Below are 13,705 nucleotides of genomic sequence, written 5' to 3' on the forward strand. Positions count from 1 at the left end.
AGAGGTGACCGGCTTCAGGAGGCCCAGGGCATTCATGCCGCCCACCGTGGCGCGGCGGCCCCATGGGGGATCCCGACCGCGGCAACGTGAAATGGGCGTGTCCGTCCGCTTCCGGGAGTAGCGGGCGCGTGGTCCCGGGCGGTGGCGTGATCGCTTCCCATGGTCACTCGGCGTGCGGACGTGTAGCGTCAGCGTCAGCTGTCGTGGTTCGGAATTCCCCTCTGCCCGCGCCTTTTCGGTGTGGGCGTTTTGCTGTGCTGTGCCGCAGGGACCAGGGCGATCACCTCCGCCTTCCACATGGAGTGGGAGGCGTTCATCGACCGGAAGGCATCAGACATGGCAACGGGAACTGTGAAGTGGTTCAACGCGGAGAAGGGCTTCGGCTTCATCGCCCAGGACGGCGGCGGCCCGGACGTCTTCGCGCACTACTCCGCGATCAACTCCTCGGGCTTCCGTGAGCTCCAGGAGGGCCAGGCCGTGACGTTCGACGTCACCCAGGGCCAGAAGGGCCCCCAGGCCGAGAACATCACCCCGGCCTGAGTACGGGATCGGGGCCGCGCAGCCATGGCTGCGCGGCCCCGATCTGTCGAGCCGGGGGTTGAGCAGAGCCCGGCCCGGCCCGGCCTTGAGGACCGAGCCACCGGGCTGTCGCTCAGGCGTCGATGATGACGGGGATGATGAGAGGCTTGCGGCGATGGGTGCGGAACGCCCAGTTCGCCACGGCACGGGCGAGGAGCTGTTCGAGTTGACGCGCGTCCCCGACGCCCTCCTCGGCCGCGGCGGCCAGGGTCTTCTCGATCACGGGGACGACCGGCTCGAAGGTGGTGTCGTCGTGGACGAAGCCGCGCGCCAGGAAGTCGGGGGCCTCGGCGAGAGCACCGGTGTCCGCGTCGACGATCGCCACCACGGTGACCACGCCTTCCTCCGAGAGCGTGAGACGGTCCTTGAGGGACGCCTCGGTGGCGCCGCCGACTTCCATACCGTCCACGTAGACGTTGCCGGCGGGCACCTTGCCGGTGATGGACGCGCGCCCGTCGACGAGGTCGACGACGACGCCGTCCTCGGCGATGACGACCCGGTCGGGGGCGACGCCGGTACGGATGGCGAGGTCGCCGTTGGCCCGCAGATGACGCCATTCGCCGTGTACGGGCATGACATGCCGGGGCTTGACGATGTTGTAGCAGTAGACGAGTTCACCGGCACTGGCGTGCCCGGAGACATGCACCTTGGCGTTGCCCTTGTGGACCACGTGTGCGCCCCATCGGGTGAGCCCGTTGATCACCCGGTAGATGGCGTTCTCGTTGCCGGGGATGAGGGAGCTGGCGAGCAGGACGGTGTCGCCCTCGCCGATACGGATCACGTGATCGCGGTTGGCCATCCGTGACAGTGCGGCCATCGGTTCCCCCTGGGAGCCGGTGCACACCAGAGTGATCTTGTGGTCCGGGAGCTTCTCCAGCTCCTTCGTGCTCACCACCAGGCCGGACGGGACCTTCAGATAGCCCAGGTCACGGGCGATGGCCATGTTGCGGACCATGGAGCGGCCCACGAAGGCGACCTTGCGTCCGTGCTGATGGGCGGCGTCCAGGACCTGCTGGATGCGGTGCACATGACTGGCGAAGCTGGAGACGATGACGCGGCGCGGCGCGGTGCGCATCACCTGCTCGATCGCCGGGTTCAGCTCACGCTCGGAGGTGGTGAAGCCGGGCACTTCGGCGTTGGTGGAGTCGGTCAGGAACAGGTCCACGCCCTCCTCGCCGAGCCGGGCGAAGGCGCGCAGATCCGTGATGCGGTCGTCGAGAGGGAACTGGTCCATCTTGAAGTCGCCGGTGTGCAGCACCATGCCGGCACCGGTCCGGATCGCCACCGCGAGACTGTCGGGGATGGAGTGGTTCACCGCCACGAACTCGCAGTCGAAGGGCCCGAAGCGGCGCCGGTCGGCCTCCCGCACCCGCACCGTGCGCGGCCGGATGCCGTGCTCCTTGAGCTTGGCCTCCAGGAACGCCAGCGTCAGCTTGGATCCGACGACGGGAATGTCGGACCGCTCGCGCAGCAGGTACGGCACGGCGCCGATGTGGTCCTCGTGTCCATGGGTGAGCACCAGGGCCACGATGTCGTCGAGCCGGTCCCTGATCGAGGTGAAGTCCGGCAGGATCACGTCCACGCCGGGCTGGTTCTCCTCGGGGAACAGCACGCCGCAGTCGACGATGAGCAGTTTGCCGGCGTGCTCGAAGACGGTCATGTTGCGGCCGATCTCACCCAGGCCGCCCAGGGCGGTGACCCTGAGCCCTCCTTCGGGAAGGGGCGGGGCAGCTTTCAGGCCGGGATGTGGATGACTCATGCCCCGACGTTACCGGAGAGCGGGACGCGGTTGATCCACTGCCCGTGCGATCTCTGCTTCCGGGGGAGCGGGGAACGGGACACACCCAGGACACGGCGATTCCCGCAGAGGGCGCGCCGGGCATGGCGGCAGCGGCCCGCCCGTGGCCGCTGTGGTCCCCTCCCTGGCCGCAGCGGTCAGTTCCCGGCCGCCCGGCGCTGCGTAGGTTCCCGTTCCAGAAGCAGCGGAGAAGGGAGCGGACCGGTGACTGAGCACCAGGACGACACATGCGTGATCGGTGCGGGACCCGCGGGACTGGCGGTCGCGAGGGCGCTGGCCGAGCGGGACCTGCCGTACACCCACATCGAGCGCCACACGGGACCCGGCGGGCTGTGGGACATCGACAACCCGGGCAGCCCGATGTACGAGTCGGCCCACTTCATCTCCAGCCGGACCCTGTCCGGCTTCGGCGGCTATCCGATGCCGGACCACTTCGCCGACTACCCGCCGCACCGGCAGATCCTGTCCTACCTGACCTCGTTCGCCGACGCCTACGGACTGCGTGACCGCATCGAGTTCGGCACCGAGGTCCGGGGCGTCGACAAGACCGCGGACGGCCGCTGGACCGTCACCCGGACCGACGGCCGGACCAGCACGCACCGACACGTCGTCGTCTGCACGGGGGCCCAGTGGCACCCCAACGTCCCCGAGATTCCCGGCCGCTTCAGCGGCGAGATCCGGCACACGGTCACCTACCGCGGCAGCGTCGAACTGCGGGGCAAACGGGTGCTCGTGGTCGGCGCGGGGAACTCCGGACTGGACATCGCCTGCGACGCGGCGCGCTCCGCCGACCACGCGGCGATCAGTATGCGCCGCGGCTACTGGTTCATCCCCAAGCACCTGTTCGGCCGGCCGGTGGACACCATCGCCGCGGGCGGACCCCATCTGCCGATGTGGCTGCAGCAGAAGCTGTTCGGCGGCCTGCTGCGACTCCTCAACGGCGACCCGCGCAGGCTCGGTCTGCAGAAGCCGGACCACAAGCTGTTCGAGACCCACCCGGCCCTCAACTCGCAGCTGATCCACCACCTCCAGCACGGCGACATCACCGCCCGGCCCGGCATCGCGGACACCGAGGGCCGCACGGTCCGCTTCACCGACGGCACCAGCGACGAGTTCGACCTGGTCCTGCTGGCCACGGGATACGTCCACCGGGTGCCGGTCGCACAGAAGTACTTCGGCGACGAGCAGCACCCCGACCTCTACCTGTCCTCCTTCTCCCGCGAGCACGAGGGCCTGTTCGGCGTCGGCTTCGTGGAGACCAACTCCGGGGCCTACCAGCTCTTCGACAGCCAGGCCCAGCTCATCGCCTCCTTCATCCGCGACACTCGCGCCGGACTGCCGACCGCCGAGCGGTTCGCCCGCAGGATCCGCGCCGACCGGCCCGACCTGTCCGGCGGACTGAGGTTCGTCGACTCGCCCCGCCACACCGGCTACGTCCACAGCGAGGCCTTCGTGAAGTACCTCGGCAAGGTGGCCGCGGACATGGGCTGGCGCACCGCGGGCCGCCCGCCCCGGGCCGCCTCCGCCCGACAGGAAGCGGTGGCGTCATGACGTACGACTTCCACGACAAGGTCATCCTCGTGACGGGCGGCGCAGGCGGCATCGGCAGCGCCCTGTGCCACCGCTTCGCGGCGGGCGGGGCGAGCCTCCTCGTCGTCGACATCGACCGGGAGCGGGCCGAGCGGACCGCCGCCGAACTGCCCGGCACCGGTCATGCCGGGCTGGGCTGCGACCTGCTGGACGCCACGGCCGTACGGCGACTCCTCGACGGCGTCGCGACCACCCACGGCCGGGTCGACGTCCTAGTGAACAACCTGGGCATGACCAGCGCCGAACGGTTCGACGTGCGCAGCGTCGAGAGCATCGAGCGGGAGATCGACGTCAACCTGGTCGCCCCGCTCGTCACGACCCGGCTCGCCGTTCCGCTGCTGCGGGCGTCCGCCGACCCCCGGGTGGTCACCACCGTCTCCCTGGGCGGGATCTTCCCGCTGGGCGAGACACCGATCTACACCGCCTCCAAGTTCGGGCTGCGCGGCGCGATGCTCGCCATCGGGCTGGACCTGCGGGGCAAGGGCATCCAGGCCGGTTCGGTGCTCCCGTCGGCGACCGACACACGGATGCTCCGGCAGGAGGCCGTCGACGGCGGGAACTCGATGCAGTTCCAGGACGCCCCCCAGCAGCCCGCCGACGTCGTCAGGGCGGTCGTGAGCCTGCTGGACAGGCCCCGCCTGGAGTCCTACGTCAGAACGGGCGAGTCCCGGCTGGTGCGGTTCGCGATGCTGGCGCCGAACCTGCTGCCGAGGCTCTTCCCGCTGTTCCGCAAGCGGGGCGAGCGGGGCATGGCCCGCTATCTGGAGGACCTGCGCCGTCGAGGGCTGGCCCGCCAGGCCGCCGGCGGCCGCTGGGAACTGGTGGAGGAGGCATGAGCGGCCCGCGGACCACCGTCGTCGAGGCCGGCCTCGACATCGTCAGCCCCACGACGGGCGAACGCATCACGACCGTGCCCGCGGCGAGCGAGCAGGACGTCGTACGGGCGGCCGAGCGGGCGCACCGGGCGTTCGCGAGCGGCGTCTGGTCCGGCCGCTCCCCCCGGGAGCGGGCCGCCGTCCTCCTGCGCCTGGCCGACCTCATGGAGCGCGACGCCGAAGTCCTGGCCCGCCTGGACTGCGAGGACGCGGGCAAACCGATCACCGAGTGCCGTACGGGCGACGTGCCCTCGGCGATCGAGTCGATCCGCTGGTTCGCCGAGGCAGCCGACAAGGTCTTCGGCCGCGTCGCTCCCACCGGTGCCGCGAGCCTCGGCCTGGTGAGCCGGGAACCGGTCGGGGTGGGCGCCGCGATCCTGCCCTGGAACTATCCGCTGGCCATGGCCGCCTGGAAGGTCGGCCCCGCGCTCGCCGCGGGCAACTCGCTGCTGCTCAAGCCCGCCGAGGCCACCCCGCGCTCCACCCTGCGCCTGGCCGCCCTGGCGGCCGAGGCCGGCCTGCCCGACGACGTACTCACCGTGCTGACCGGCCACGGCTCCGTCACCGGCAGGGCGCTCGCCCGCGACCCGCTGGTGCGCGCCCTGTCGTTCACCGGATCCACCGCCACCGGGCGGCGCGTCCTGGCCGACGCGGCCGAGACCAACTTCAAGCGCGTCTCCCTGGAGATGGGCGGCAAGAGCCCCCAGATCCTCCTGCCGGACGCGCTCGACTTCGGCGACGAACTGATCGACCACATGACCGAGGCCGCGTTCCTGACCATGGGACAGAACTGCACCGCCGGCTCCCGTGTCCTGGTGCACCACAGCATCGCCGAGGAGGTGCTGGACCGGTTCACCGCCGCCGCGCGCAGCCTCACCGTCGGCGACCCCGCCGACCCCCGCACCCGGATGGGTCCGCTCATCAGCCGGGCCGCCCTCTACCGGGTCGCGGCGGCCGTGGACGCGGCCCGTTCGGCCGGAGCCCGCATCCACACCGGCGGCCTCCCGCACGGTCTGCCGCCGCACGGCGCGTACTACCCGCCCACCGTGGTCAGCCGGGCCCCGGCGGGCAGTGCGGTCCTCACCGAGGAGCTGTTCGGGCCGGTCGTCACCGTCCAGACCTTCACCACCGAGGACGAGGCGGTGGGGCTCGCCAACGCCACCGAGTACGGACTCGCGGCCTCGGTGTGGACCCGTGACCTCGACACCGCGCTCCGGTTCGCCCGGCGGATCGAGGCCGGTGTGGTTTCCGTCAACGCCTACAGCGAGGGCGACATCACCACGCCCTTCGGCGGCTGGAAGCAGTCCGGGTTCGGCGGCGCGGAGAAGTCCACCGACGCGTTCGCGCAGTGGACCAGGGAGAAGACCGTCTGGATCCGTACGCGCTGACGCGCCGGGGCCCTATGGCCGCGACGCCTCGCGCAGCCGGGCCGGGGTCACTCCGTGCCAGCGGTGCACCGCCCGCCGCAGCGCGCGCACATCGGAGAACCCGGCCCGCCGGGCGACGTCCCGCAGGGTGAGTTCGGGGCGGCGCAGCAACTGCTCCACCCGCTCCCGGCGCACCCCGTCGACGACCGCCTCGTACGTCGTGCCGCACTCGGCCAGCCGACGGCGCAGCGTGCGCTCGCTGGAGGCGTGCCGCCGGGCCTGCTCGACGAAGGACGGCACCTCGGGCAGGCTCTGCGCGATCGAGATCTCCAGCACTTCCAGCAGCTCCTGCTGATCGCGCCGGGCCGCCACCTGCTCTCCCAGCAGCTCCACGACGGCGGTGTAGGTGGCCCGGTCGCGGCCCGGCATCGGCCGCGCGGCCCAGGCGGCGGGGAACACCAGACGGTTCCCCGCCGCGCCGAACCGCAGCGGACAGCGGAACAACTCGGTGAAGGGGCCGGTGTCGGGCGGGGCGGGGAAGGCGAACTCCACACTCCGCGGCGCGAATTCCGCCCCGGAACTCAGCCGTGTGAGGGCGACGACGCTGGCGAAGGCCTCCTCGGCGAGGAAGACCGCGACGGGCGGATCGAGCGCGGGGTCGGGCAGTTCGGCCCGCAGCACATAGCCGGGCTCCTCCGCCTCGGCCGACCAGACCACCATCGCCCCGGACAGGTTCTGGAACCGCACGCCGGTCTCGATGGCGTCCCGCAGCGTGTCGGCGGCCATCTGCGCGAAGCCCAGCAGTCCCCAGGAGGTCAGATGCTGCGCGGCTCCCACCCTCAGCCCCAGATGAGCGTCACCGGTGAGTTCCAGCGCCCGCCGGATGACGGCACTGCCCTGCCGGTAGGAGACCCGCAGCGCCGCCGACCGCATCATCTCCTCGTCCAGCCCGACCCGGGTCAGCTCGGGCCGCAGATCGACCCCGTACCCGTCGGTGACCGGGGTGAGGCAGCGCAGGATGTTCGGCGGAATGGTCGCGGAGGTGCTGCGGCTGGTGCCCGGTGACTGCGCCGGGGTGGGGCTGGGAGGCATGGCGTTCCTTGGGACCGGGTGTCGCTCGCTGTGCACACAGTAGAGAGGTTCTCCCTCGATGCCCCGCGGGCAGGCGGGCAGGCGGGCAGGCGGGCCGCCGGGCGGGTCAGGGAGGGCGGTCGGGCGGGTTCGGGAGGGCGGTCGGGCGCAGCCCCGGCCCGGACCCGGACCCGGACCCGGACCCGAGCCCTGAAACCTTGGACGCCCCGCTCGGCTCCCGTCTAGGCTTTTGATCATGTTCAAGTCAGGGGTGGGTTTTCTCGCGCTGTTCGGGCTCGGCTGGTGGCTGCTGGGATCGAGCGCGTTCGCGGGGGTGGTGCGGCCGGTTCTGATCGGCGTCGGCTGTGTCGTCGCGGTGGGGCTGATGCTCGCCGCGCGCCGTTTCCTTCCGGCGTCGGCAGGGGGGCCGTTCCCCGCCGACCGACGGCGGCGGTTCAACCAGATCAACGGGCTGCAGTGGCTGCTGATCATCGCCATCGTCGTGGTCTGCCGTCAGGCGGGGGTGCCGGTGCTCGTCCCTCCGCTGGTCGCCGTGGTCGTCGGGCTCCACTTCCTGCCCTTGGCGGCGGTGTTCGAACAACCCCGACTCCGCGTACCCGCGGCCTTGTTGGTCGCTTCCGGGGCCGCGGGCACGACGGTCTGGCTCGCGGACGGTCCGGACGAGAACGTACGGCTCGTGGTGGGCCTCGCCTCAGCGTTCTCGCTGTGGGCCACTGCGGCCTGGACCGTCGCGGGGACGGCGTCCGCCGCCGAACAGGAGGCGGGGCGGGCGGAGTCCGGCGGAGCCTGAGGGACCACAGCCGTGGCGGCACTCCACGTCCCCGTGGTCACGGGGACGAATTCGCCGAGAAGGCAAGCAGGATGGCTCCCTCAGCTCAACTGCCGAACGGAGGGAGCCTCGCGCTGATGGGCTCCCGGGAACCGACCTCCGCGTACCAGCGAGGCTACTCCTGCCCCGGGGGTGGCGCAGAGATACAAGTGACCGGGAGATGCGAGCACGCGGGGTTTGCGGGTAAGAGTGGAGTTGTCGTCCTGCCCCGTCCCGAAGGCAGCCGTTCGGACGGGGACCGAAGCCGCCAGGGGAGCGTGACAACGATGGATGTCCCGCACAGCAGCCGTCCCGAACCGGCTGAAGTGCGCCATCCGCAGGAGCCGGACGATCCCGCCACCAGGATCAGCGACCTGCAGCGGGACAACGACCACCTGCAAACGGCCCTCACGTCACATGCCGTGATCGACCAGGCGATCGGGGTGATCATCGCTCTCGGGGGACTGCGGCCGCAGCAGGGATTCGACGTGCTCAGGGACGTCTCCCAGCACACCAACATCAAACTGCGCGAGATCGCCGGTCTCGTCGTCGACTGGGCGCTCACCCGGCAGCTGTCCGACGAGGTCCACAGGGCGCTCGACGTCGCGCTGACCCGGGCGCAGTCCGCCGCCGCACACACGGACCCGAGGGACGCGACCACCGACGAGGGCGAGCGGACGGCGGACGACGGCCCGCCCGCCGCCTGACCCCGAGGGCATGCCGGTCCCGGCGGGGCGGTCGCGAAAGCACGGCGCGCACCGGCGGGATCCCGCACCGCGTGGGTGAGGGCGGGGGCCGTCACGTTCCCCGTCCTCACGCCTTCCACGCTACGCCCTGCGTGGTCGCCCGCGCCTCCGCGGCCTCGACCACGCCGGGCGGCCCGAAAACTCGTGGTTGCGCGCGGCGGACGCCCCGCCGTCCGTCTCGCGGAGGCATCCGGTACCCGCCGGTACGAAGACGGTTGGCCGCCCGGACCGGCTGCCCCCGGCGATGTGTCGTCGAATTCGCCGAAAGGTTGAGCGTGTGTCGCCCTGTCTCCACCATTTCCCTGTCACAGGTGCCCGGAGGCACGATCCCGGGCCTCACCACCGCGGAAGCGAGTCGAGCATGGTGCGTGTCCGTTCCTCCCTGGCGGAGCTGCCCTCCTACGTACCGGGCCGCAAACTGCCCGGCGCGGTGGTGCTGGCCAGCAACGAGACCCCGTACGGACTGCTGCCGGGCGTAGCCGGACGGCTCGCCGAACTGGCGGGCGGGGTGTCCCGCTATCCCGACCTGAGCGCCACCCGCCTCGTGCGGGCCGTCGCCGACCACCACGGGGTCGACCCCGAGCGGATCGCGGTCGGCGCGGGCTCCTCGGAGGTCTGCGGCCAGCTGCTGCACGCGGTCCTCGGCCCGGGCGACGAGGCCGTCTTCGGCTGGCGGTCCTTCGAGGCGTACCCGATCCTCACGGCCGTGGCCGGCGGTACGGCCGTGCAGGTGCCGCTGCGCGACCACGCGCTCGACCTCGACGCCATGGCGGCGGCCCTCACCTCCCGGACCCGGCTGGTCTTCGTCTGCAACCCCAACAATCCGACCTCCACCGCGGTCGGTGAGCGGGTGCTGCGCGACTTCGTCGACCGCGTGCCCGAGGACGTCCTGGTGGTCGTCGACGAGGCGTACCGGGAGTACGCCGACCCGGCCCTGGTGCCCGACGCGCTGGCCCTCTTCGGCGACCGTCCCAACGTCGTGGTGCTGCGCACCTTCTCCAAGGCCTACGGCCTGGCGGGCCTGCGCGCCGGGTACTGCGTCGCGCCGGCGGAGATCGCGGCCCATGTGCGCAAGACCCAGGTGCCGTTCAGTGTCAGCGCTCTCGCGCAGGAAGCGGCCGTCGTCGCCCTCGGGGAGCGGGCCGAGGTCTCCCGCCGCGCCGCGCTGACCGCCGCCGAACGGGGGCGGGTCACCGTCCGGCTGCGCGGCCTCGGCTTCGAAGTCCCCGATTCCCAGGCCAACTTCGTGTGGCTGCCGCTCGCCGACGACAGCGCCGACTTCGCCCTGCACTGTCTGGACGGGCGGGTCGTGGTCCGCCCGTTCCCGGGGGAGGGCGTCCGCGTGACGATCGGGCTCCCGGAGGAGAACGACGCCCTCCTCGCCCTCGCCGCGGCGTGGAGAGGCTGACGGCCGTGGGCCCCACCGCCTACGAGCGGCACCGGTCGCTGCTCCACGACGTCGTACGCGCCATGGCGGCCGGGGAGTGCCGCCTGCCCTTCACGGCGGCGACCGGACAGGACGCCGCGGACGCGGGCATGCGCTCGACCCGGACGGCCGCGAAGGTCTTCGCCTCCCTCCTGGGACGGCCCTTCGACCTCGACCAGCAGGGCGAACTGGGCCGGGTGGCCACGGAGTTCTCCCCGTACGGGATCGCCATGGACATCCGTTATCCGCACTGTGATCCCGCGGCCCTGGTGGCGGCGGCCTCGCGCGCGACCGCCGGCTGGCGCGCCGCGGGCCCGGCCGAACGCGCCGGTCTGGCCGTGGAGATACTGCGCCGGCTCAACACCCGCAGCCATGAACTGGCCCTCGCGGTGCACCACACCACCGGTCAGCCGCCGGGGGCCGCGTTCCGGGCCGCCGGGCCGCGTGCCCAGGACCGCGCGCTGGAGGCGGTGGCCCAGGCCTTCGCCGAGTCCGAACGAGTCCCCGCCGACCTGCGCTGGGAGAGCGTCCGGGGGCGGCCGCTGGAGATGCGCGGCACCTGCACGCTGGTGCCCCGCGGGGTGTCCCTGCTCGTCGGCTGCGCCGACTATCCGCTCTGGAACGGCTACCCGGGCCTCTTCGCCAGCCTGGTGACCGGCAATCCCGTGATCGTGGCCCCGCATCCCAGGGCCGTGCTGCCGCTGGCGATCACCGTGCGCGTCGCCCGGCAGGTGCTGGCGGAGGCCGGTCATTCCCCGGACATCGTGACGCTCGCGGTGGCCCCGCCGGAGGAACGGCTGCACCGGCGGCTGGCCACGGACCCGGCGGTGCGCATCATCGACTTCACCGGGTCGGCGCGGTTCGCCGACTGGCTGGAGCAGTACGCCCGCCAGGCCGTCGTGTTCGCGCAGCGGACCGGCCCGAACACGGTCGTCATCGACTCCACCCACGACTACCGCTCCCTCGTGCGCGGGCTCGCGTCCTCCCTGTGCCGCTGCAACGGCAGGGTCCGCACCACTCCGCAGAACCTCCTGGCGCCGGCGGCGGGCATCGCGACCGACGAGGGACCCAAGAGTCTGCGGGACCTCGGAGCCGACCTCGGCGAGGCGGTGGACCGGCTGCTCGGGCATCCCGCGCGGGTGGCGAGGCTGGTCGGGGCGATCGCCGACGACACGGTCGCGGCGGAGGTGGAGCGCGCCGCACGGTACGGCACGGTCGTCCACGCCGCGCGGGCGCTGCGCCATCCCGACCATCCGCACGCCGATGTCCGCAGCCCACTGCTCGTCCGGCTGCAGGCGCGCGACGAACGGGTCTACGGACGGGAGTGGCCGGGGCCGGTGGCCTTCCTGGTGGGCACCGACTCCACCGCGCACAGCCTGGAGGTGTTCCGGCGCACCGTGGGCCGGCACGGCGCGCTGTACGCGGCGGTGCACTCGACCGATCCACTGGTGCTGGCGGTCGCCGAGTCGGCGGCGCTGGACGCCGGAGCGCATCTGGTGCAGAACCTCGCGGACGACCTCCCCGCCGACCCCTCCTCGGGCGGTTCGGACCTCCCGGCCGCGGGCGCCCACTTCGTCACCGGCCGGTTCCGGGTCGTCCGCTCCCGGCGGCACGTGGCCGCGGCGGCGTGACCGGCGCGGTCAGGCGCCCCAGTCCGCCCCGCGCCCCCGCACCTCGTCGAAGACCAGCCAGGTGCGGGTCGACCGCACTCCCGCGATCGCCTGGATGTTCTCCAGCACGATCCGGCGCAGCAGCGCGTTGTCGGGCGTGCGGACGAGGGCGAGGACGTCGAAGTCCCCGGTGACGAGGGCGACATGCTCGATGTAGGGGATCTCGCGCAGCTCGCGTGCGATGTCCCGCCACGCGTTCTGCTCGATCGACATCGTGACGTACGCGCTGGTGCCGAGCCCCGCCCGCTGCGGGTTCAGCTGGGCGGTGAAGCCGGTGACGACCTCGTCCGCCAGCAGCCTGCCGATCCGCGTGTAGGCGTTGGCGCGTGAGATGTGCACCTGGTCGGCGAGGGCGCGGACCGACACCCGGCCGTCCTTCAGCAGCCGGGCCAGGATCTGCCGGTCGACGGCGTCGAGCGGGACGGGGGCGGCAGTTCGTCCGGTCTCCTGGACCGGCGCGGGGAATTCCTCGGACACATTGCTCTCCCGGAACGCTGGATCCGGCAGTTCATCGCCGGTTCCGCCGAAGTATTGAACACATATTCCGCAGTAGCCACCATTCTCCCGTCAAGTGTCCAGAGAAAGCGAGCGCCCTCCATGTCCGTGAAGAGCCTCCGACAGACGGTCCAGGGCCTCCTGCCGTCGCTCACCCCGGTGCGGTTCGTGGCCGAGGACGGCACGCCGGTGGCCAGGCCGCCGGCCGCTTACGCGGAGCCCCCGGTCGAGATTCTGCGCGAGGCCCACCGGCGGATGGTGCTGGGGCGGCGGTTCGACACCCAGGCGACCGCGCTCACCAAGCAGGGGCGGCTCGCCGTCTACCCCTCCAGCCGGGGGCAGGAGGCCTGCCAGGTCGGCGCCGCGCTCGCGCTGCGCCCGGACGACTGGCTCTTCCCGACCTACCGGGACTCCGTCGCCCTGGTCACCCGCGGCATCGACCCCGTCGAGGTGCTGACCCTGCTGCGCGGCGAATGGCACTGCGGCTACGACCCCGCCGCCACCCGTACGGCGCCCCAGTGCACCCCGCTGGCCACCCAGGTCCTGCACGCCACCGGCATGGCGGAGTCCCTGCGCCGCAAGGGCGAGGACGGCGTGGCGATGGCGCTCGTCGGCGACGGCGCCACCAGTGAGGGCGACTTCCACGAGGCGCTGAACTTCGCGGCGGTCTTCCGCGCGCCGGTCGTCTTCCTCGTCCAGAACAACAAGTACGCGATCTCCGTCCCGCTGGCCCGGCAGACCGCCGCGCCCGCCCTCGCCTACAAGGGCGTCGGCCACGGGATGCGCTCCGAACAGGTCGACGGCAACGACCCGGTCGCCGTCCTGGCCGTACTGACCGAGGCCGTCGCCCACGCCCGCGCCGGCCACGGGCCCTTCCTCGTCGAGGCGCACACCTACCGCATGGACGCCCACACCAACGCCGACGACGCCACCCGCTACCGGGACGCCGACGAGGTCGAGCGGTGGCGGGCCGCCGACCCGCTCATCCGCCTGGAGACGTACCTGCGGGCGCGCGGCGCGCTCACCGACCAGGACATCGCGGCCGTGGGGGAGGAGGCGGAGGAACTGGCAGCGGAGCTGCGCGCGGGGATGAACGCCGAGACCGTCGGCGACCCGCTGGAGCTGTTCGACCACGTCTACGCCGAGTTGACCCCGCAACTGCGCGAACAGCGCGCCCTGCTGGCGGCCGAACTGGCCGAGACAGCCGAGTCCGCGGCGCTCGCCGAGATCGCCACGCCGTACGCCCAGGAGGACTGACC

General features: G+C 72.3%; 12 protein-coding genes. 9 read left to right on the forward strand and 3 right to left on the reverse strand.

The genetic code is table 11. The features are described from left to right. Positions 1 to 336 precede the first annotated feature (336 nt). Positions 337 to 540: a cold-shock protein gene (locus SCAB_RS41895; protein ID WP_030242128.1), complete on the forward strand. Its 204-nt coding sequence runs from the start codon at positions 337 to 339 to the stop codon at positions 538 to 540. A gap of 112 nt (positions 541 to 652) precedes the next feature. On the opposite strand, the gene SCAB_RS41900 is transcribed toward SCAB_RS41895, so the two are convergent. Next, positions 653 to 2,338, reverse strand: coding sequence for a ribonuclease J (locus SCAB_RS41900; RefSeq protein ID WP_013006136.1), 1,686 nt, complete (start codon positions 2,336 to 2,338; stop codon positions 653 to 655). 243 nt (positions 2,339 to 2,581) lie between these two features. Here SCAB_RS41900 and SCAB_RS41905 point away from each other — a divergent pair, with 243 nt between their 5' ends. The 3 genes from SCAB_RS41905 to SCAB_RS41915 are packed head-to-tail and all read left to right on the forward strand — an operon-like array spanning position 2,582 to position 6,230. Continuing rightward, positions 2,582 to 3,928, forward strand: coding sequence for a flavin-containing monooxygenase (locus SCAB_RS41905; RefSeq protein ID WP_173402952.1), 1,347 nt, complete (start codon positions 2,582 to 2,584; stop codon positions 3,926 to 3,928). Then, on the forward strand, positions 3,925 to 4,803 hold the full coding sequence (locus SCAB_RS41910) for an SDR family NAD(P)-dependent oxidoreductase (protein ID WP_013006138.1): 879 nt from the start codon (positions 3,925 to 3,927) through the stop codon (positions 4,801 to 4,803). The genes SCAB_RS41905 and SCAB_RS41910 overlap by 4 nt, the downstream gene beginning before the upstream one ends. After that, a complete protein-coding gene (locus SCAB_RS41915) occupies positions 4,800 to 6,230 on the forward strand; it encodes an aldehyde dehydrogenase family protein (protein ID WP_013006139.1) in 1,431 nt (476 codons plus the stop codon). Before SCAB_RS41910 ends, SCAB_RS41915 begins: the two co-directional genes overlap by 4 nt. Before the next feature lie 12 nt (positions 6,231 to 6,242). On the opposite strand, the gene SCAB_RS41920 is transcribed toward SCAB_RS41915, so the two are convergent. Beyond that, positions 6,243 to 7,301, reverse strand: a complete 1,059-nt coding sequence (locus SCAB_RS41920) for an AraC family transcriptional regulator (protein ID WP_013006140.1) — start codon at positions 7,299 to 7,301, stop codon at positions 6,243 to 6,245. A gap of 235 nt (positions 7,302 to 7,536) precedes the next feature. On the opposite strand from SCAB_RS41920, the gene SCAB_RS41925 reads away from it, so the two are divergent. The 4 genes from SCAB_RS41925 to SCAB_RS41940 all read left to right on the forward strand — a co-directional run bounded on the left by SCAB_RS41925 (position 7,537) and on the right by SCAB_RS41940 (position 11,912). Next, the gene (locus SCAB_RS41925) at positions 7,537 to 8,091 is read left to right on the forward strand and encodes a hypothetical protein (protein WP_013006141.1); all 555 of its coding nucleotides are present in this window, start codon (positions 7,537 to 7,539) and stop codon (positions 8,089 to 8,091) included. Between the two features lie 305 nt (positions 8,092 to 8,396). Then, the gene (locus SCAB_RS41930) at positions 8,397 to 8,816 is read left to right on the forward strand and encodes an ANTAR domain-containing protein (protein WP_013006142.1); all 420 of its coding nucleotides are present in this window, start codon (positions 8,397 to 8,399) and stop codon (positions 8,814 to 8,816) included. Between the two features lie 400 nt (positions 8,817 to 9,216). Continuing rightward, positions 9,217 to 10,263 carry a histidinol-phosphate transaminase gene (locus tag SCAB_RS41935; RefSeq protein WP_013006143.1) on the forward strand — a complete coding sequence of 349 codons (1,047 nt, stop codon included), beginning with the start codon at positions 9,217 to 9,219 and terminating at the stop codon, positions 10,261 to 10,263. Next, a complete protein-coding gene (locus SCAB_RS41940) occupies positions 10,251 to 11,912 on the forward strand; it encodes an aldehyde dehydrogenase family protein (protein ID WP_013006144.1) in 1,662 nt (553 codons plus the stop codon). The genes SCAB_RS41935 and SCAB_RS41940 overlap by 13 nt, the downstream gene beginning before the upstream one ends. Before the next feature lie 9 nt (positions 11,913 to 11,921). Here SCAB_RS41940 and SCAB_RS41945 read toward each other — a convergent pair whose 3' ends face one another. After that, positions 11,922 to 12,428, reverse strand: a complete 507-nt coding sequence (locus tag SCAB_RS41945; RefSeq protein ID WP_013006145.1) for an Lrp/AsnC family transcriptional regulator — start codon at positions 12,426 to 12,428, stop codon at positions 11,922 to 11,924. Between the two features lie 120 nt (positions 12,429 to 12,548). On the opposite strand from SCAB_RS41945, the gene pdhA reads away from it, so the two are divergent. Further along, positions 12,549 to 13,703, forward strand: coding sequence for a pyruvate dehydrogenase (acetyl-transferring) E1 component subunit alpha (gene pdhA / locus SCAB_RS41950; RefSeq protein ID WP_013006146.1), 1,155 nt, complete (start codon positions 12,549 to 12,551; stop codon positions 13,701 to 13,703). Positions 13,704 to 13,705: the final 2 nt, after the last annotated feature.

Source organism: Streptomyces scabiei 87.22, from assembly GCF_000091305.1.
GTDB lineage: Bacteria > Actinomycetota > Actinomycetes > Streptomycetales > Streptomycetaceae > Streptomyces > Streptomyces scabiei.

Excerpts from the sequence above, each read along its gene's own strand:
- SCAB_RS41895 (WP_030242128.1), top strand. The coding sequence starts at position 337 with ATGGCAACGGGAACTGTGAAGTGGTTCAACGCGGAGAAGGGCTTCGGC.
- SCAB_RS41910 (WP_013006138.1), top strand. The coding sequence starts at position 3,925 with ATGACGTACGACTTCCACGACAAGGTCATCCTCGTGACGGGCGGCGCA.
- SCAB_RS41935 (WP_013006143.1), top strand. The coding sequence starts at position 9,217 with ATGGTGCGTGTCCGTTCCTCCCTGGCGGAGCTGCCCTCCTACGTACCG.
- SCAB_RS41900 (WP_013006136.1), bottom strand. The coding sequence starts at position 2,338 with ATGAGTCATCCACATCCCGGCCTGAAAGCTGCCCCGCCCCTTCCCGAA.
- SCAB_RS41915 (WP_013006139.1), top strand. The coding sequence starts at position 4,800 with ATGAGCGGCCCGCGGACCACCGTCGTCGAGGCCGGCCTCGACATCGTC.
- SCAB_RS41925 (WP_013006141.1), top strand. The coding sequence starts at position 7,537 with ATGTTCAAGTCAGGGGTGGGTTTTCTCGCGCTGTTCGGGCTCGGCTGG.
- SCAB_RS41920 (WP_013006140.1), bottom strand. The coding sequence starts at position 7,301 with ATGCCTCCCAGCCCCACCCCGGCGCAGTCACCGGGCACCAGCCGCAGC.
- SCAB_RS41930 (WP_013006142.1), top strand. The coding sequence starts at position 8,397 with ATGGATGTCCCGCACAGCAGCCGTCCCGAACCGGCTGAAGTGCGCCAT.
- pdhA (WP_013006146.1), top strand. The coding sequence starts at position 12,549 with ATGTCCGTGAAGAGCCTCCGACAGACGGTCCAGGGCCTCCTGCCGTCG.